This is a genomic window from Sulfitobacter sp. 1A15258 (assembly GCF_043557045.1).
Taxonomy (GTDB): Bacteria; Pseudomonadota; Alphaproteobacteria; order Rhodobacterales; family Rhodobacteraceae; genus Sulfitobacter; species Sulfitobacter faviae.
Map to the genome: position 1 here is coordinate 47,308 of NZ_JBIFFK010000010.1, position 16,935 is coordinate 64,242.

Annotated in this window: 14 protein-coding genes and 4 pseudogenes; 7 read left to right on the top strand and 11 right to left on the bottom strand. The window is 58.4% G+C overall.

Annotation, left to right across the window (positions count from 1 at the left end; genetic code table 11):
- Positions 1–2 precede the first annotated feature (2 nt).
- A pseudogene (gene tnpC / locus ACGYK9_RS16975) lies at positions 3–1,430 on the top strand (IS66 family transposase); the annotation flags it as partial.
- A 289-nt stretch (positions 1,431–1,719) separates the two neighbouring features.
- Here the strand turns inward: tnpC (ACGYK9_RS16975) and ACGYK9_RS16980 are convergent.
- Complete coding sequence (locus ACGYK9_RS16980; protein WP_394413893.1) at positions 1,720–2,841, bottom strand: IS110 family transposase; 1,122 nt, start codon at positions 2,839–2,841, stop codon at positions 1,720–1,722.
- A 51-nt stretch (positions 2,842–2,892) separates the two neighbouring features.
- On the opposite strand from ACGYK9_RS16980, the pseudogene ACGYK9_RS16985 reads away from it, so the two are divergent.
- Positions 2,893–3,114: pseudogene (locus ACGYK9_RS16985) on the top strand (transposase domain-containing protein); the annotation flags it as partial.
- A gap of 187 nt (positions 3,115–3,301) precedes the next feature.
- On the opposite strand, the gene ACGYK9_RS16990 reads toward ACGYK9_RS16985, so the two are convergent.
- Entirely contained in the window at positions 3,302–3,688 is a 387-nt protein-coding gene (locus tag ACGYK9_RS16990; protein WP_394413890.1) for a transposase, read from the bottom strand.
- A 79-nt stretch (positions 3,689–3,767) separates the two neighbouring features.
- On the opposite strand from ACGYK9_RS16990, the pseudogene ACGYK9_RS16995 reads away from it, so the two are divergent.
- The 5 genes and pseudogenes from ACGYK9_RS16995 to ACGYK9_RS17015 form a co-directional block, all read left to right on the top strand.
- Positions 3,768–3,896 (top strand): annotated as a pseudogene (locus tag ACGYK9_RS16995) (DDE-type integrase/transposase/recombinase); the annotation flags it as partial.
- Between the two features lie 47 nt (positions 3,897–3,943).
- On the top strand, positions 3,944–4,339 hold the full coding sequence (locus ACGYK9_RS17000; protein WP_243264857.1) for a transposase: 396 nt from the start codon (positions 3,944–3,946) through the stop codon (positions 4,337–4,339).
- Entirely contained in the window at positions 4,336–4,689 is a 354-nt protein-coding gene (tnpB, locus tag ACGYK9_RS17005) for an IS66 family insertion sequence element accessory protein TnpB (protein WP_394422617.1), read from the top strand. The genes ACGYK9_RS17000 and tnpB overlap by 4 nt, the downstream gene beginning before the upstream one ends.
- Before the next feature lie 54 nt (positions 4,690–4,743).
- On the top strand, positions 4,744–6,270 hold the full coding sequence (gene tnpC / locus ACGYK9_RS17010; protein WP_394413884.1) for an IS66 family transposase: 1,527 nt from the start codon (positions 4,744–4,746) through the stop codon (positions 6,268–6,270).
- A gap of 20 nt (positions 6,271–6,290) precedes the next feature.
- Positions 6,291–6,659, top strand: a pseudogene (locus tag ACGYK9_RS17015) (DDE-type integrase/transposase/recombinase); the annotation flags it as partial.
- 995 nt (positions 6,660–7,654) lie between these two features.
- Here the strand turns inward: ACGYK9_RS17015 and ACGYK9_RS17020 are convergent.
- The 9 genes from ACGYK9_RS17020 to asnB form a co-directional block, all read right to left on the bottom strand.
- Positions 7,655–8,788: a DegT/DnrJ/EryC1/StrS family aminotransferase gene (locus ACGYK9_RS17020; RefSeq protein ID WP_394413881.1), complete on the bottom strand. Its 1,134-nt coding sequence runs from the start codon at positions 8,786–8,788 to the stop codon at positions 7,655–7,657.
- 3 nt (positions 8,789–8,791) lie between these two features.
- Positions 8,792–9,418 (bottom strand): acetyltransferase, encoded by a 627-nt coding sequence (locus ACGYK9_RS17025; protein WP_394413878.1) that lies wholly within the window; start codon positions 9,416–9,418, stop codon positions 8,792–8,794.
- A complete protein-coding gene (locus ACGYK9_RS17030) occupies positions 9,415–10,401 on the bottom strand; it encodes a methionyl-tRNA formyltransferase (protein ID WP_394413875.1) in 987 nt (328 codons plus the stop codon). Before ACGYK9_RS17030 ends, ACGYK9_RS17025 begins: the two co-directional genes overlap by 4 nt.
- The gene (locus tag ACGYK9_RS17035; protein WP_394413872.1) at positions 10,398–10,982 is read right to left on the bottom strand and encodes a sugar transferase; all 585 of its coding nucleotides are present in this window, start codon (positions 10,980–10,982) and stop codon (positions 10,398–10,400) included. The genes ACGYK9_RS17030 and ACGYK9_RS17035 overlap by 4 nt, the downstream gene beginning before the upstream one ends.
- On the bottom strand, positions 10,979–11,659 hold the full coding sequence (locus tag ACGYK9_RS17040) for a PIG-L deacetylase family protein (RefSeq protein WP_394413869.1): 681 nt from the start codon (positions 11,657–11,659) through the stop codon (positions 10,979–10,981). The genes ACGYK9_RS17035 and ACGYK9_RS17040 overlap by 4 nt, the downstream gene beginning before the upstream one ends.
- 133 nt (positions 11,660–11,792) lie before the next feature.
- A complete protein-coding gene (locus tag ACGYK9_RS17045; RefSeq protein ID WP_394413866.1) occupies positions 11,793–12,011 on the bottom strand; it encodes a sugar transferase in 219 nt (72 codons plus the stop codon).
- Between the two features lie 41 nt (positions 12,012–12,052).
- On the bottom strand, positions 12,053–13,270 hold the full coding sequence (locus tag ACGYK9_RS17050) for a glycosyltransferase family 4 protein (RefSeq protein ID WP_394413863.1): 1,218 nt from the start codon (positions 13,268–13,270) through the stop codon (positions 12,053–12,055).
- Positions 13,271–13,272: 2 nt separating this feature from the next.
- A complete protein-coding gene (locus ACGYK9_RS17055; RefSeq protein ID WP_394413860.1) occupies positions 13,273–15,063 on the bottom strand; it encodes an alginate lyase family protein in 1,791 nt (596 codons plus the stop codon).
- Entirely contained in the window at positions 15,045–16,934 is a 1,890-nt protein-coding gene (gene asnB, locus ACGYK9_RS17060) for an asparagine synthase (glutamine-hydrolyzing) (protein ID WP_394413857.1), read from the bottom strand. Before asnB ends, ACGYK9_RS17055 begins: the two co-directional genes overlap by 19 nt.
- Between the last annotated feature and the right edge of the window lies 1 nt (position 16,935).

The window sequence follows — 16,935 nt, forward strand, 5'->3', positions numbered from 1 at the left end:
GCATGTCGCACTCAGCCAAAAAACTGCCAAATGATCCCGCCGAATTGAAGGCGATGATTGCGGCATTGCAGGCTGAAAATGCTCAGATTGCGGCGGAGAACGCCAAGATGTCAGCCACGCTGCGGGCCCATGATCAATTAGTTCAGGCGCTTCGCCTGCGGATCGCCAACTTGCAAAAGCTGGCGTTTGGCAAATCGTCGGAGAAGGTTGAGCGCGAGATTGAGCAACTGGAACTGGCTTTGGAATACCTGCTGGTTGCAGTGGCTGAGAAGGATGAAAGTCCTATCGACGAAGGACTGGACGAGCCAGCTTCAGAGGAGGCGTCAGCTCCTGTTTTGCGCCGCCGCCCCCGTGTCTCGGATGCGACCCCGCGGGAACGCCGCGAGCTTGACCCAGGTGCGTGCTGTCCAGACTGTGGGGGCGATCTGCGCGTGGTGGGCGAGGATGTCAGCGAACTGCTCGACATGATCGCCGCCCAGATGAAGGTGATCCAGATCGCTCGGATCAAGAAATCCTGTCGGCGCTGCGAACGGATGGTGCAAGAACCTGCGCCCAGCCGTCCGATCCCCGTCAGCATGGCCGGGCCGAACCTCTTGGCGCATGTGTTGGTCTCGAAGTTCGACGACCATCTTCCTCTTTACCGTCAGCATGAAATCTTCGAGCGTATGGGGGCCGACATCCCCGAAAGCACACTTGTGGGCTGGTGCGGCCGCGCCATGAAGACACTATCGCCACTGATCGAGCGGATCGATGCGGACATCCTGAGCAGCGACCTTCTGCATGCGGACGATACCCCGATCCGGGTATTAAACCGCTCCAGAAGAGACAAAGGATTGGGGAAAGGCGTGAAACAAGGCCGAGTCTGGGCCTACGTGCGTGACCAGCGCCCGTGGGCGGGAGCCGCGCCACCTGGCGCTGTCTACCGGTTTGCGCCCAACTGGAAAGAAGAGCACGTTCTAAGCCATCTGGCCGATGCCCGCGGCATTCTGCAAGCAGACGGCTACAAGGGCTATGCCAAGCTCTACGCGCCTCAATCCGATGGCCCGCCGCGTTTGCGCGAGGCGGCCTGTTGGGCGCACCTACGACGAGACTTCCACGACTTTTGGACCTCAACCAAGTCCGAGATCGCGCGCGAGGCGCTCGACCGGATCGGTGAGTTCTATGATATCGAGCGTGACATTAACGGCCAGTCCGCAGAGGCTCGCCTTGCGGCCCGTCAAAGGCTGAGCCGACCAAGGGTGGCGGCCTTCTTTGATTGGTCCGAACAGCAACTCCTGCGCATTCCCGGTAAGAGCGATCTGGCCAAAGCATTCCGCTATGGCCTCAGTCGACGGGATGCCTTCAGCCTGTTCCTGTCCGATGGTCGGGTCGCAATCGACAACAACCCAGCAGAGCGGGCTCTGCGCCCTATTGGTATTGGGCGAAAGAACTCTCATGACCGTTGTCAAGATTTTAGGCGCATTTTACCGATCGCCGGTACGACGTTTGTGGACTTCTGGCTGATGGGCTGGTGCAGAGCGCTGAGTTCAACGCGACGGTTGCTCAAACTCTCATTCGGGGATCCTGTTCGGCCCCATATTGATGGTACGGCGTAAAGGGCTGCCTTAATCTAGCTGCGGAGATCCGGTTTGCCGGCTCCAAATTCTTGCCCAAGGATTCCCTTAACCGGTCTCAACGTTCTGCATACAGACCACCAGATTTGTTCGGCCCGGGATTGCTCTATCGTACGGCCATTTCGCCTTCTGCGTTGCGAGCAATCGCCCAGATAAATCCAACCAGTTCACGCGCGACAGCTGTCACAGCCACCTGACTGCGTTTGTGGCGTATCTGCGTGAGACGTTGATATCGGCCATACAATCGCAACTGCGCTTTCCAGGCGATATCCTTCGCCGCCTGAGACAGGTCTTTTTGTCGAACCAGCGACCATTGACCCACCTTTGGCTTCAGCCGGTAGAGCCAGGCAGCCTCGAACAAGAGCGCGCGAACGTCCGAGGATCCTGCCTTAGTGATCCCGCGCGGGCGTATGCTGGACCCACTTGAGAATTCCCCCGGCACCAGGCCAAAGTAGCTCATCAGACGACGTGGGTTTTCAAACCGAGCAAAATCGCCGACTTCGGCGACAACCGCTGCGGCTATCACTATGTCAAGACCGCGAAGGGCTGTGAGTTCTCGCACGATCGGGGCCAAAACCCAGTCTGACATCAGGTTTTCAATCTGTCCGTCAATCTGGGCCCGTCGATCAACAGCTTGCTCTTCTTCATTGAGATAGCTCTGCAAAGCGAATTGCGTTGCAACATGGCCGAATTGAAGATCCGCCAGCCAGACCCGATGTCGATGTCCCCATTTCTTCCGTTCATAGCGCCGGCCGTGCTTCAGCAAGAAGCAGCTGATGCGCTGGCGTGCCTTGCGAACTTGATGAGAGGATATGCGCCGCGCCTTGACCAGGTCCTGCATCGCCTCGTGGGTCGCATCCGGTGTCCAGATATAGGTGAGTTCACCGGCCCGGTGCAATCGGGCCAGATTCAGCGCGTCGATCGTATCGTTCTTCATGCGCCGCTTTCCCGGCTGAACAGGGGTTCTGGAGGGTGCAACGACGTCGCAGACATGTCCGAGTCCGATAAGATGGCGGTGCAGGCCATAGCCGCACGGACCTGCTTCATAGGCAAAAGATATCGCTTCAAACCTGACCGCCAATTTCTTGACCATTCGATTGATGGCGGTCGTCTCGTTCGGGATTGAACCCAAAGAGCAAACCTCGCCGGATCGTTCACCTTCAGCAAAAGCCACAGCGATTGTATCCTTGTGTATATCGAGACCCACATAGGCATCAAAATTATCCATAACAGTTCTCCTTTCCTCGCCGCACGATTATGCACTGCAGTCACGGAAAACGGTCATCTCATCTGGCTCTTTGCAGGCGCCGACACAGGTGCGGAAACCTTGGCTCGCGCCATGACCATTATCGAAACAGCCAAGCTAAACGGCATCGATCCCCAGGCCTATCTCGCGGACGTTCTCGACCGCATCCACGACCACAAGATCAACAAGCTGGATGAGCTCCTGCCGTGGAACTGGAAGGCATTGGGACAAGCAGCCGACAGTCAGGCCGCGTAAACTGCGGTATCAATGGCGCCGTTACGGTTCAGCAAGCGTTTTCGGCGTAATATTACGTCCTTGCCTGTGCCTTGCTCGCCCTGCTTTAAAATGAAGGCATTCTGCGGCTCCATGAACTTTGCTGCTTTTATGCGTCGGGCCGACACCGCGGGCACGCGATGTTTGAACCAATCTTCGCGCTGCTTCCTTACCTTTGCCCGAAGGCGTTCGGCAGCGACCAGCGACTTTTTTTGTATGTGAATCCAAGCTTGCGCAGAAACCGCCCGATCGCATCGGGATGCGCGCGGACACCGGTTGCGTCGAACAAAGCCGAGGCCAGTTCGGGCATGGTAATGTCGCCGTCTTGGCTGACAACTTCGGCGAAGAAGGCGCGGTGAGGGTCCAGTTTTCCTTTGCCCTTCGGCCGACCTTGCGGAGCTGCTCCTGCCCTGCCGGTGCGCCGGATCGCAAGTCCCCATCGCGCGCCCGTTGCAGGCGAAAGCTGCAACCGCAACGCCGCCGCGCGACCGCTAAACCCTTCCTCAATCAATCTCTGAAACCGCGCTCGCAGCGCTTCTGGCAATGGTGCTGACATGATCCATCCTCCCAAATAGGATGAATCACAAAATCAGCCCCGCGGGAATCCCAGCGATTCAGGTTTTCGGCAGGACGCTTTAGACGAAGTCGTCGTTCCGATCAACGGCGTGAAGCAGTGGCAGTGGCGAGCGGTGGATGCAAACGGGGACGTGCTGGATATCCTTGTGCGTCAGCGATGTGCCGCCCCCACCTTCCTTGTGAGCCTCTGATCTGAGATTCAGCCCTGACGGATGGATTATCAGGGAGTTTCTCCATGGAGCGCTCAACGGAGTTTCTCAGTAACATTGATTTGGTTGTGGGCCCGCGTGGTCACCGCCGGTGGCCGGATGCGGTGAAGGCGCAAATTGTGGCCGAGACGCTGGTGGAGGGTGCCTCGGTGGACGCAGTTGCGCGGCGGTATGACATGCGGGCCAATCATTTGTCGGAATGGCGGCGCATGGCCCGGGAGGGCAAGCTGGTTCTGCCTGCTTTGGCTGAAGAACCGAGCTTTGCAGCGCTGATTGTGCGCGAGGATGTCGATGTGGCACCTGAACCTGCGCAGCTGTCGCCGTTGGATCTGATATGTGGTGCTGTCACCGTGCGATTGGATGCAAGAACATCAGCGGCGCGCATTGCCGAGATTGCTCGCGCCTTGAATGCGCCCTCATGATGTTCCCTTCAAACCGGGTGCGGATCGTTGTGGCGACCAAGCCGGTAGACTTCCGCAAAGGTCATGACGGTCTGGCAGCGCTTGTCAAAAACGAGTTACGCAAAGACACCTTTACGGGGACCGTATTTGTGTTCCGCTCGAAACGGGCAGATCGGCTGAAGCTGTTGTATTGGGACGGCACCGGGCTGGTCATGGCTTACAAGAGGCTGGAGGAGCATATCTTCACCTGGCCTGCCATCAAAGATGGCTTGATGGCGCTGAACCACGCCCAGTTTGAAGCGCTATTCTCAGGATTGGACTGGCGGAAAGTAAGGGCTTTGTCCGCGCGTCCGCCGACTGCGGCAGAATGAATCAGGCCGTCTTTTGCAGAGGTATTGAGGTGCAGGAAATGGTAGTCATTCCCCATGTCAAAACCTGCCGATCTCCCTAATGATATTGAGGCCCTGAAGGCGCTGCTTGCCGCCTCAGAGGACCGCAATCTGCGCAAGCAGGATCGTATCGATCAGTTGGAGAAACTGGTTGCTGACTTCAAGCGTGCGCTGTTTGGCGCACGCTCTGAGAAGGCCGATCCCGAGCAGTTTGAGCTGGCGCTGGAAGACATCGAAACGGCGATGGCGGCGGTCCACGCTGAAGATGACGCGGTGGATCCACCTGCATCGCGCCCGACAAAACCGCGCAATACCAACCGTGGCTCATTCCCCAAACATTTACTGCGTATTGAAGAAGTGATTACGCCCGATAGCATGACCTGCGGCTGCGGTGCTGAACGCCATATGATTGGTGAGGATACGTCTGAACGATTGGACATCATCCCCGCCCAGTTCCGTGTGATCGTTACCCGCCGCCCAAAGTATGCAAGTCGGTCCTGCACCAATGGGGTTGTTCAGGCACCCGCACCGGCCCGGCTTATCCCTGGTGGTATGCCGACAGAGGCAACGGTGGCGCATGTTCTTGTCAGCAAATACGCGGATCACTTGCCGTTGTATCGCCAAGCACAGATTTACAGCCGCCAAGGCATCGATCTGGATCGCTCCACCCTTGCAGGATGGGTCGGCAAGGCAGCCTATGAACTCCGTCCTGTCTTCGACGCGCTTATGGCTGATCTGAAAAGCTCAACCAAATTGTTCATGGATGAAACAAGAGCACCAGTGCTTGATCCTGGCAAACGTAAAACCAAAACTGGTTACTTCTGGGCACTGGCCCACGATGACAGGGCTTGGTGTGGAGCGGCTCCACCGGGCGTTGCCTTTACATATGCGCCCGGGCGTTCCGGCCAATATGCAGATGACATTTTGAAAGGCTTCTCTGGCATCCTCCAAGTGGACGGATATGCCGGGTATAACCGCTTACTCAAACGCGCCGATGACAATGTCGTCTTGGCCTACTGCTGGGCCCACGCACGTCGCAAACTGCACGAAGTTGCACAATCTGGCACTGCCCCCATCGCCGAAGACGGGCTGAAACAGATCGCTGCGCTCTACCTGATCGAAAAGGATATCCGGGGTCTGGCACCCGAGGTGCGATTGGCAGCACGGCAAGACCAATCGGCACCGTTGATCGTCGCGTTTGAGGAGTGGCTCACGACCAACCGCGCGCGGCTGTATGCTAAAGCCCCTTTGGGTGAAGCGCTCAAATACATCGCAAAATACTGGGACGGGCTGTGCCTGTTTTTGACCGACGGCCGCATCGAAATAGACAGCAACGCAGTGGACCGCACGATCCGTCCCATAGCTCTGAACCGCAAAAACGCACTCTTCGCTGGCCACCACGACGGGGCCACAAACTGGGGCGTCATCGCTTCCTTGATCGAGACCTGCAAATTGAACAGTGTCGATCCGCATGCCTATCTAACAGATACGGTCACTGCCATCGTCGCAGGCCACAAACAAAGCCAGATCAACGATCTGCTACCATGGAATTACGCTAAATAGGTGGGATCGGCGCACCGCTTATCCTTGTGCAGCCGCGCCGAAATGCCAACGCCGCCAGGCGTTTCGTTGCCCAGTTTGGCAAGCCTCGTATCGTTATGACTGACAAATTGCGCAGTTACATCAAACCGATCCGGGCTCTTGCGCCTGAAGCTGATCATCGGGCACACAAAGGGCTCAACAATCGCATCGAGGGGTCGCATCGGCCGACCCGCAAACGGGAGAGGGTCATGGGCCGGTTCAAATCGATCCGACAGGCGCAAAGGTTCCTCGCGGCCCACGATCAAATCAACACAATATTCAGAGCCCGCCTCTCAACCATCTCATACCGCCACGCAAGGTCCGATGCCTTCAACCTGTGGCACGGATATGCGCTTGAAATGACCACCTGAGAAATCACCCCTAGGGACCGATAAAGGTCGGTGCCGTTAAGTTGGCAATGCCCTGGGGGAAGGGCACTCTTCTTCCCGCTTCATCGTGGCAGGAGCCTCCGGGCCAAGAACCTGAGTTTTCCAAGCATAGAGCGTTGCCCGACTAACTCCGAACTTTCCCGCCAGGGCCTGGGCACTTTCTTGACGGCTATATAGCCCGACCCCAGCAGCCTGTTTCACGGCATCAGAGTGATTGCCGGGGCCATATGCCGTGTTTGGAGGCCGGCTTCAGTTAGGAAAGGCCACGCGCACCCAAGCCGTCATTGTAGTTCGGCGTGGATAGCCTAAAGCACGCAACGGCCATGGGTTGCATAATATTCTAACACCATCTGCTTTTGCGCCAACGAGAATTTAGGCGGCCGCGGCGCCGATCGTATCGGCAAGTCCTGCAGACGTTGTTATTCTCTATGCCACACTTTAAGGGCGTTCTTCGTTCGATACCCCAACTCACGGATGGTGGCCTGCACGCGCTTGCCGAGCTTGATACAAAGCTTAACCGCGCGCAGTCGTTCTTCGTAACTGTACATGGCCTATCTCCAAGATAGTCCAACTTTTCGTCCGCACCCCCAAGGGTCAGGATTGACACTGCAACCGCAACGCCGCCGCGCGACCGCTAAACCCTTCCTCAATCAATCTCTGAAACCGCGCCCGCAGCGCTTCTGGCAATGGTGCTGACATGATCCATCCTCCCAAACAAGATGAATCACAAAATCAGCCCGCGGGAATCCTAGCGATTCAGGTTTTCGGCAAGCTTTAATGACCGTTTGGTTTCGGTCGGTGAGGTCGAACGGCTGGTGGGCCAGAATTATGGAAGGGTCCGGCAAGTCTGCCTCAAAAAGCCATTGTAGCCGGGATGAACGCGATCTTTCTTGCCAACGAAGCCAAGGAGCAGACCTATCTCGGGCTGCTACCCTCATAAGCCGATCTGGCCTATTCGCGAGAGGCGGTCCGGGGTATTAGCGAGCTGAATCAAGCAGTGCGTTGACCCGCTCGATCACCTCGTCCTGCTGCGCATCAGTCTTGTCGCTGCTCGAGGGAAGGCACAGACCATTGGTGAAGAGGCGCTCGTCAACGCCCGCGCCGTGGTAGGGTCTGCCCGCATAAAGCGGCTGCATATGCATCGGTTTCCATAGCGGGCGGGATTCGATCTCGTGTTCCAGCAGCATCAGGCGGATGTCCTCGCGTGTGATGCCGGTTTCGATCGGGTCGACCGCCAGGGCAGTGAGCCAGCGGGTTGATTGAAGACCTTTCGGCTCCGGCATGAAAGCGATGCCGGGGCGGGAGAGAGCGGTTTCGTAGCGTGAGAAAATCTCGCGCCGACGAGCGACGCGTGCTTCCAGTACCTCCATCTGGCCCAGCCCTATTGCCGCACAGATGTTGGACAGGCGGTAGTTGTAGCCGTAGGTTGAATGTTCGTAATGGGGGGCGGGGTCGCGGGCCTGGGTAGCAAGAAAGCGGGCCTCGTCAGCCCATTCCTTGTGGCGGGTGACCAGCATGCCGCCGCCGGAGGTGGTGATGATCTTGTTGCCGTTGAAGGAGAGGATCGCGGCATCTCCGCCGGTGCCGGCCTTGCGGCCATTCTTGTAGGAGGCGCCCAGGCTTTCTGCACTGTCAACAATGAGGCGCACGCCGTATTGCGCGGCCAGCGTCTCGAGCGTGTCGAGATCGGCTGATTGGCCGTAAAGGTCGGTCGGCACGATGGCCTTGGGTAGCCGGTCTTCTGCCGCGGCCGTGGCGAGTTCGGCGGCAAGCCGTGCGGTGTCGATGGTCCAGCTTGCCGGGTCGAGGTCGAAGAAGCGCGGCGTGGCGCTGAGGTAATTCACGGGGAAGATGCCGCCAGCGAAGGTCATGGACGAAATCCAGACCTCATCGCCCGGGCCGACACCGGCTATGCGCAGCGCAAGATGCAATGCGGCGGAGCCCGACGACAGGCCGACGCAGTACACATCCGCCTCGAGGTAGTCGCGCATAGATGCCTCGAAGGCATCGAGTTGTGGCCCGAGCGGGGCGACGAAGTTCGACGCAAAAGCCTCGGCCACGTGGCGCTCCTCATTGCCGGACATATGGGGGCGGGAGAGGTATATACGCATGGATCAATCCTTGATAAGAGGTTTTGCCGGATTGCCGACGACGGTCACGCCAGGCGGCACATCGCGGGTGACAACCGCACCCATGCCGACGATGGCTTCCGCGCCGATCGTGATGCCCTGGCGGACAATGGCTCCTGAGCCAATGTAGGCGTGGTCGCCGATGGTGACATTCCCGTTCACCTTGGCACCCGGTGCAAAGGTCACGAAATCGCCGATCACGCAATCATGCTCGACATAGGAATAGAGGTTGGCATGAAAGCAGCGGCCAATGCGGATATTCGCGGTCAGGGTCACGAAAGGGGATAGGCAGGCACCATCTCCGATCACTACATCATCCAATTCAACAACATTGGCTGCTCGTGCTTCAAAAAGCGGCACGCCAGCGGCATCGCATTTCTCGGCAAGACTCTTACGTATCCGCGAATGGGAAATAGCCAGCGAAACCAGTTTTCGATCAGCTTTAAGCGCAAGAAAGCCAGTCCAGTCCACAATATCATGACCATTGGCGCGATCCGGCACCAAACCATCATCAATAAAAACATGTGTTGCAAGCGGGTTGTGGGCCCGCACGAGCGGCATTATCCCCCTCCCGCAACCCGAAGCCCCGTATACACCGATAAGGTGGGTCATGAGCCGCCCTTTCCCATCATGGCCTGCATGGCGTCGACTGTCTGCTCAAGGCGGGCAAGCCGCGTTCTCAGGTCGAAAATCTCGGCCTCTGCGTAATAGCCAAGCAGCGCACCCACTTTAGGTATCCAGCCTGTGCCGGATTGCCATTCGGTGACATGTACAATACCTTCGCCCGCCTGAACAACAAACCCACCATCAGAATGAATGGCCAGAATGCGCCCCGGCACGCCGGTTTCGCGCCGGTCAGAGGCGATCGCCTTCAAGACAAGGATCTTATGGTTTTGACAAAAGGTGAAAGCCCCGGGGTGCGGCGGGGCGCTTGACCGGATGAGGCGGAGCAGGTCATCACCCCTTGCCTGCCAGTCCAGCCAGCCGTCCTCGGGGGTGCGGCGTCCATACCATGTCGCAGCGCCGTGGTCCTGCTCCTGGGCCATAAGATCACCCTGAGCAAGCTGCGGCAGCCAGCGATCCAGTGCAATACGCTCGGCCTCCAAGAGCTTTGCCTCGACATCGGCGGTAACGTCGCCCTCAACAACGACAAAATGTTCCTGTACGAAAACCGGGCCGTCGTCGACGCCGTCGCGCAGCTCGAAGAACGTGGCTGCGCCGTTTTCGCCTTGTAGGATCAGCCACGCCAGCGCCGCGCGGCCCCGCCCACGCGGCAGCGCGGTGGGGTGAAATCCGATATTGGCCTTGGCGGCGATGTTCAGCATCGTCGGCGGCACGATCTGCGACAGGCCGACCACGAAGAGTATGTCAGGGACAAAGGTCCGTAGGCTGGCTTCACATTCGGTTACTTTGCGAAATCCTTCAAAAGGCAGGCCGAGCCCATCCGACAGGCGACGCAGGTCACGCCAGCCCGACACCAGAGAGGTATCCTTGGGCTCGTAGCCCCAAACCGCAATCTCTCCAACTTTGTGGCGCACCAACGCCTGCACTAGCACCTCGGTCGAGACGACTCCCCCAACGACGGCGACCTTCATTTAATTTCTCCGAACTTCTCTTCGCCGAGGATCACCACAAGGACGGTTTTTAGAACCAGCCAGACATCGAGCGGAAAGGATAGGCAATTGACATACTGGATATCCTGTTCCCAGCGTTTCTCCCAACTTAGGGCGACATTGCCCTGAGTCTGGGCCAGACCAGTGATGCCGGGACGCACTTCGAAACGCCGCCTGGCCCAGTCTGGCATCTCGTTGTGGGTTTCTTCCAGACAAGGACGCGGGCCGACGAAACTCATGTCACCGCGAACAACGTTGAAGATCTGAGGCATCTCGTCGATCTTGAAACGGCGCAGAAAGCACCCCGCGGCAAAGACACCGGGATCGTTCTGCCCAACCTGTACAGTGGCCCGCCGCGTAGGGTCCACGGTCATGGTCCGCAACTTGTAGATGCGGAAAGCCTGCCCTTTACGGCCGACGCGGGTTTGGAAAAAGAAGGCCGGTCCGGGAGAGCTAAGTTTGACCGCGAGGACGGCCAGCAGGATTGGCAGGGCGAAGAGTGCGACGGCGCATAACCCCAAAGTCAGGTCCAGCAGCCGTTTTCCACCGTTTCGATAGATCATCGCCGATACTCGCCCAACAGAACAAATCCTTCGGCTGCCTCAACCCCGATATGCGTGCCCCGGAACGTCGCGAGCGCTCGCAGTGCGGCAATCGACCTAGGCAGATTGTCCGGTTGCAACTGGCTGGCATAGGTGCGCATCGCCTCCAGCTTGCGGTCGATCTGTGCCGAGACATCGACAAACACATTCGGCTGGAACGCCGGGGCCAAGTATGGCGGGGCCAGGTGGGTTTCCGACAGGGTTTCATAGGCCAGTACCCGGCGAATGTTGCGGGCCGAGGCCAAGTAGGGCCGCGCAGCGACTGAAACGCCATAGGCTATGGCGCCGTGATCCTTGTGCAGGTCGAAGGCGAAGGGCACGTAGATTTCGTGCGGGTCAACTTCTGACACAAGAGCGTTAATGACTTTGTTGATCTGGTGCGAGGGCGTTGCATCCAGACAGGCTGCTGGCAATTCCCGGAACAACGGGGGCTTGCAGCCCAGGACTTGAAGGGCAGCGCAACACTCGGTGCGAATGATGTCCCAAGTCTCTGGCGGCCAAAGGGGGTGGGGCGCCTCTCCGTGCCCGGTCAGAACTGCGACTTGCACGTCATGGCCTTCATCCACCAAACGGGAAATTGTCCCGCCCATACCAAGAACTTCGTCATCCGCATGCGGGGCAATGATTAGAATTTTCATACCGCTTTCCCAGATTCTAAACTGTGAGACGTCTTTGTTGATACACTTGCGTCGGGCTCAGCCCGCCCTTCAGCATGTTCCAAAGTTCGTCCAGTGAACTTGAGCGCAGGAAACTCCCAAGCTTGGTGAGCCGCTACCCATCTGGAAGCGGGTGCCGATTGGCGTCAAGCGCGTCGCGCATGGTGCGGAGCTTGATCATCTGAAATGGTGTCCCGTGGCGACAGGGCCGCGTCTGGCGAAACATCACAGGAGAGCCCATCTCATGGCGGATTTTATAGGCCACGATCGCCACAACTGGCGACAACAGCAATAAACCCAAGCTAGCCCCGAGAATATCAATAATTCGTTTCATCTATCTCGCCGTTTCGAATTCCCCGCCACTTGCCTTAAAGCTTAACGCGCAGCACCTGTCACCCATTGAACCCAATCGGAAGACAGTTTCGCGCGATCAAAGCGTGTTTTTGCGAGCTCTTGCGCATTGTCCCCTTTCTGTCGCAACGCGTCCCGACTCTCTGCAGCCGCAATCAGAGCGTCTGTAAAGGCGGCAGGGTCATCAGGCGGCACAACGAAACCGCAATCGGTTTCTTTGATTAAGCCCGCAAGCCAGCCCGGATAGTTGTTCAAAACGGGCAGCCCTGCAGAGATGTAGTCGAAGAATTTGTTCGGAGACGTGCCGAAGTAAAATGCAGGAACATTCCTCAAAACTTGCAGCCCTAAATCAGCACCCGCCATCAATCCAGTGAGTTTGGTCTTGGGAACAGGATCTAGGAAAAGAACATTGTCGAGGCCACGTTTTTCAGCATCGGCTATAAGCTTTGGCTTCTCGCGCCCTTGCCCGACCAAGGCGATCCGGATGTCGTCGCGCCCGCGTTCTTTCAGAACCGCAGCAGCGTTTAGAACAGCATCCAAACCGTTCGCGTTCCCATGCGTTCCCGTGAAAATCGCGAGCAACTGATCATCCTGCACGCCGTCCGGCCGCCAAGCCGCTTCGGACGTTGAGAAGAGATCCATATCGCAACCATTGGGCACCAAGGCGATCCGCGATTTATCCACGCCTCGGGCTGCAATTCCCTCTACGATCCCCGGAGAAAGGCCCACCAAGCGATCCGCCGAACGGTACGACGCCCATTCCAGCACGGACATAAGCCAAAGCAACATGGGGTTTGTGATCACGCCCATAGCTTTGGGCAATTCCGGCCAAAGGTCCCGAACTTCAAATACGAAAGGCTTGCGCGTCAGCCAACGCGCGAAAATGCCCGGAATGCCTGCGGTCAGCGGGGTCGTCGTCGCGAACACAACGTCAGCAGGCTCCCGCAGGGCTACCCCGACAGAACCCATAGCAAACTTCAGAAAAACGCCTAGTCGCTGCACAAACCCCATGTGATTGCCATAGTTGAGATCGAACTCAATGACATCAATCCCATCGACAACGCCGCGCCTTCGTCCCTTTTCAAACGGTGCGCTCACCCCCGTCTTTCCTTGGGCATAGCTGCCACACACTATCGTAACGCTGTGCCCAGCCCGGATGAGTGCCTGGGCCATCTCGTAGGAGCGGGTGCCGGCCGATCCCTGTGGGGTAGAGAAATGCTGGTGGAAATAAAGAACGTGCATGATCAGAAGGTGACTTTCGTGACGAGTGTTCCCGGTCGGCTCACCTTGACCGAGATTTCCGGAATCTCTGTTTTTTGCAGGTAGTAGCGAGATTCCACTGTGGTGCCGAGTGCCGGGGAGACCGGCACGCCATCGAATTCAATCGCAATCGAGTAGGCTCCGTTGCGAACGATGTCACCTTCAATGTGCCATTCACCAGGAGCCAGGCGCCAACGCAAGCGTGCCACTTCAAAATTCCCGGATATCGTATCCCGGCAAATCAAGGAACCAGCGCTCAGGGTGATCGCCCGGTGATGCCGGGCACCGCGGGCGTCGGTGTATGCCGCCGCTGCAACTGCTTTAACTCCATCATCCAAAACAGGCTCAACAGCTTCGGCCTTGAGCCAGTCTCCAAAAAGGAAACGCCCAAGTCGGGGCATCTGGTCGCGCCCATCGAACTCGATGGTATTGTGTGCTGCCGTGCCTGCGAACCATTCGGCTCCCTCGGCATTGTAGCTGAAGGTTCCGCCGTCGCGCAGAAGGTTGCGCCCCGCGTGCCACAGGTCGAGATGCAAAGCATCCGCCTGGCTGGGCCGATAGCGGAAGCGGGGATAGCGCAAGACCGCCATGGCCTGTCCGACGCGCAACACATGATAGCCGCCGACATCGGAACTGCGCGACGTAGGTGAGGGCCAGAAATGATCGCCTTGTTTCAAGCCGAGCGCGGACACTCTGGGATCATCGTAATCCGGCCATGGTCGCTCGTCGTCAAACAGTACCGCCGCCAGCGCCACAGTCGGGCGAAAATCGCGGTAGTCTGCTTGCGACACGGTAAACAGGTGCGAGCCGTCGTTCGGACCCAAGTTTGGCGCATCCCCGGTTGCCGGGTCGACGATAGCCTGCAACCAGCGCGCCCCGTCCAAGATACGTGACCGCGCCTCGGTTCCCAGTCGCGGTGCACCGGTCTTTTCCGCCCACAGGCCGGCCAGGCAGAACCCCTCGAGATTGGCTCGGTGATAGGTCGTCGAATACTGACACGGGCTGCCGTCAGCCTGAATCATCCGCAGCGCACGATCATTCAGCCATCGCAACCCGGTCCGTGCACACCGGTCGGCGTCCGGCATCGACCAGCGTTTCCCCCAGCTACCTGCGACGTAGATCCCGCAGGCTTCAGCGGTGCCGTGGTTGTTGTCCTGTCCAAGGGCATATGACAATGTCGGCCGGATCCGCCGTGCATGGGCTTCAACGAGCCACCGCATTGTCGGCGATGGATCGCGCCAGGTGTCCAGGATCAACGCCGCCAGTGCGAGGTTCATCAGGCGAATGGAGGCCTCCTGTCCGCAGGCCCAGTTGATACCACGATAGGACGGGTTTGCGTCAACCCAGTCTCGCAGCCAGTTTTCTATTCGAGTTGCGGCATCCGCGTCCCCATCACGCGCTGCCAGCGCAAATTGGGGCAACCAGTAGAAGCGCGACAGCTCCCAATACCTCTTGACGTCCCCGTCGCCGATCCGTTGCAGCGCGGCGACCCAGTCGACATCGGTATCCTGCCGGGTGCCCGCGCCAAAGGGATCGGCGTGCCAATCTGGTGCTGCCCCCAATTCGACTGGATACCAGCCAAAGAGCTTCAGCGTGACTGAACCGCCCTGTCGGTCACTGTCACCGAGGCCGTAGACCGCACCCTCCGGGCAAGGTGTGTCGGGCGGCCTCGGCCGCCACCCCGACTTAAACCTTGCACGGTAAAGTGCCACGCGTGCGACGTTGCGCAAGCCGAGTTTCGGTGCGGTTCTGGCGATCAGGCCGTAACGTGACATTGCATCTGCTTCTTCAGGTCCTGTTCGATCTCGGCAGCGGTGCCCATCCACAGTTCAAGGGCAAAAGGCGCAAACACGTCACGGAACCAGACATGCCCCCGCCCGGCGCAATAGGCATCGAAGCGTTCGAGGTAACCGGCCTTGTCCACCAAGCCGGTTTGATAGACCCGCGCGTCGTTTCGCCCCATCAAGTCGCGGACAACGGGTTGCAGGTTGCCCTTCAGCCAGTCGTCCTGGGGGTTCACAAACCCTTTCTTGTCCTTGCGCCACGCGATCGAGGGCGGAAGGTCGCGCTCGAAGGCCTTGCGCAAGGCGTATTTCGTCCAGCCGCGCGACAGTTTCAACCGCTCGGGCATTCGTAGCCCCATATCCACGACGCGATAGTCGAGGAACGGAGAGCGGACCTCGCGCGACCACGCCATCGACATGCGATCCTCATAATGGCACAGGTAAGGGACCGAATATTTCGAAACATCCAGCCACTGCCGCTCTCCCAACGAGGTGATCCGGCCGAGAGGTTCCAGATCCAGCGCGCTCGCTGCGGCTTCCCCCAAGATCGACTTGTTCGAAGCACCAGTATACCGCTTGGCGTCGTTCAGGTTGAATTGAGGAAGGATCGTGCCGTTTGCGATGAACCCCGCCGCGAGTTTTGTCGCTTCACCCACACGGCGCGCCCTGAGCAGACGTTTGATTTCCAGGATCGGGTATTTACGATAGCCGCAAAAGGCCTCGTCCGCGCCCTGCCCCGTCAACAAAACGGTGATCCCGGCCGAGCGCGCGCTTTCCATCAACTTGTAGAAAAGCAGATTCGAGAATGACGTGACCGGTCCGTCGGCGTGGCGAATGCAGGTCTGCAAGAGACCGAACAATCCGTCGCCCTCCTCGGGGTCCAGGCGGAAACGACGCACATCGCTGTCCAGATGTCGTGCCATCATATCGATATGTTCGGACTCATCCTCCTTCGAGCCTGGGTTCACGGCTGAAAAATGTTCGGTGCGCTGCCCCCGTGCGCCAACGGTCTGCGCCGCCAGAACCGAGATGATCGAACTGTCAATCCCGCCCGAAAGGGCCACACCGACAGGCACGTCCGCTTGCAGACGCAGGCGAATGGAATCCTGCACCAGCGAGCGAAGTTCCTCGACGGTTTCCTCAGAGCGCTGCTGCGGCAGTGGGGTTTCGTAGCGGGGCATCCAAAAGCGGCGCATGTTGCGCATTCCCGCACCCGGCTCTGCGCCATCGATTTCGGCTATGGATGCGGGCGGAAAGGACTTGATACATTCAAGCCAGCTGCGCTCATCGACATTCTGCAATGATTGCGCCAGGAAGCGCGAAGCCGTGACCGCATCTGGTGTCAAATCCACACCAGGTAAACCCAGAAGGCTGTGCATTTCGGACGCCATGTAGATCCCGTTTGCGTCCTGATGCACATAGAGTGGCTTTTTGCCGAACCTGTCGCGCGAAACATAGAAGCGATTGGCCCCGATATCCTGAACAACCATTGCCCACATGCCGTTGAAATGATCCACGGCGGCATCGATCCCCAGGCGTTCAATCAGTTCGACAATTACTTCCGTATCGCTGCCTGAACGCAGATGCCGTAGCCCGTGTTGCTCGGCCAGTTCACGGAAATTATAGACTTCGCCATTGAACAGAATCCGGAACCGGCCCGAAGCCGAGAGCATTGGCTGCGCGCCAAATTCGTTCAGCCCTACAATCGCGAGCCGCTCATGGGCCAAGCCCAGATGGACCCCTGCCGTCTCTTCGAAACAGAAACCTTCGCCGTCCGGCCCGCGGTGAATTTGCCGCTGATGCGCGGTCGTGACAAAATTGCGCACCGGGCGCGTCGAAAGTGCAAAGACAAAACCGCACATA

What these genes read in the sequence shown, in the direction of transcription:
- ACGYK9_RS16980 (WP_394413893.1), bottom strand. Translation starts at nt 2,841, where the DNA reads ATGGATAATTTTGATGCCTATGTGGGTCTCGATATACACAAGGATACA.
- ACGYK9_RS16990 (WP_394413890.1), bottom strand. Translation starts at nt 3,688, where the DNA reads ATGTCAGCACCATTGCCAGAAGCGCTGCGAGCGCGGTTTCAGAGATTG.
- ACGYK9_RS17000 (WP_243264857.1), top strand. Translation starts at nt 3,944, where the DNA reads ATGGAGCGCTCAACGGAGTTTCTCAGTAACATTGATTTGGTTGTGGGC.
- tnpB (WP_394422617.1), top strand. Translation starts at nt 4,336, where the DNA reads ATGATGTTCCCTTCAAACCGGGTGCGGATCGTTGTGGCGACCAAGCCG.
- tnpC (WP_394413884.1), top strand. Translation starts at nt 4,744, where the DNA reads ATGTCAAAACCTGCCGATCTCCCTAATGATATTGAGGCCCTGAAGGCG.
- ACGYK9_RS17020 (WP_394413881.1), bottom strand. Translation starts at nt 8,788, where the DNA reads ATGCGTATATACCTCTCCCGCCCCCATATGTCCGGCAATGAGGAGCGC.
- ACGYK9_RS17025 (WP_394413878.1), bottom strand. Translation starts at nt 9,418, where the DNA reads ATGACCCACCTTATCGGTGTATACGGGGCTTCGGGTTGCGGGAGGGGG.
- ACGYK9_RS17030 (WP_394413875.1), bottom strand. Translation starts at nt 10,401, where the DNA reads ATGAAGGTCGCCGTCGTTGGGGGAGTCGTCTCGACCGAGGTGCTAGTG.
- ACGYK9_RS17035 (WP_394413872.1), bottom strand. Translation starts at nt 10,982, where the DNA reads ATGATCTATCGAAACGGTGGAAAACGGCTGCTGGACCTGACTTTGGGG.
- ACGYK9_RS17040 (WP_394413869.1), bottom strand. Translation starts at nt 11,659, where the DNA reads ATGAAAATTCTAATCATTGCCCCGCATGCGGATGACGAAGTTCTTGGT.
- ACGYK9_RS17045 (WP_394413866.1), bottom strand. Translation starts at nt 12,011, where the DNA reads ATGAAACGAATTATTGATATTCTCGGGGCTAGCTTGGGTTTATTGCTG.
- ACGYK9_RS17050 (WP_394413863.1), bottom strand. Translation starts at nt 13,270, where the DNA reads ATGCACGTTCTTTATTTCCACCAGCATTTCTCTACCCCACAGGGATCG.
- ACGYK9_RS17055 (WP_394413860.1), bottom strand. Translation starts at nt 15,063, where the DNA reads ATGTCACGTTACGGCCTGATCGCCAGAACCGCACCGAAACTCGGCTTG.
- asnB (WP_394413857.1), bottom strand. Translation starts at nt 16,934, where the DNA reads ATGTGCGGTTTTGTCTTTGCACTTTCGACGCGCCCGGTGCGCAATTTT.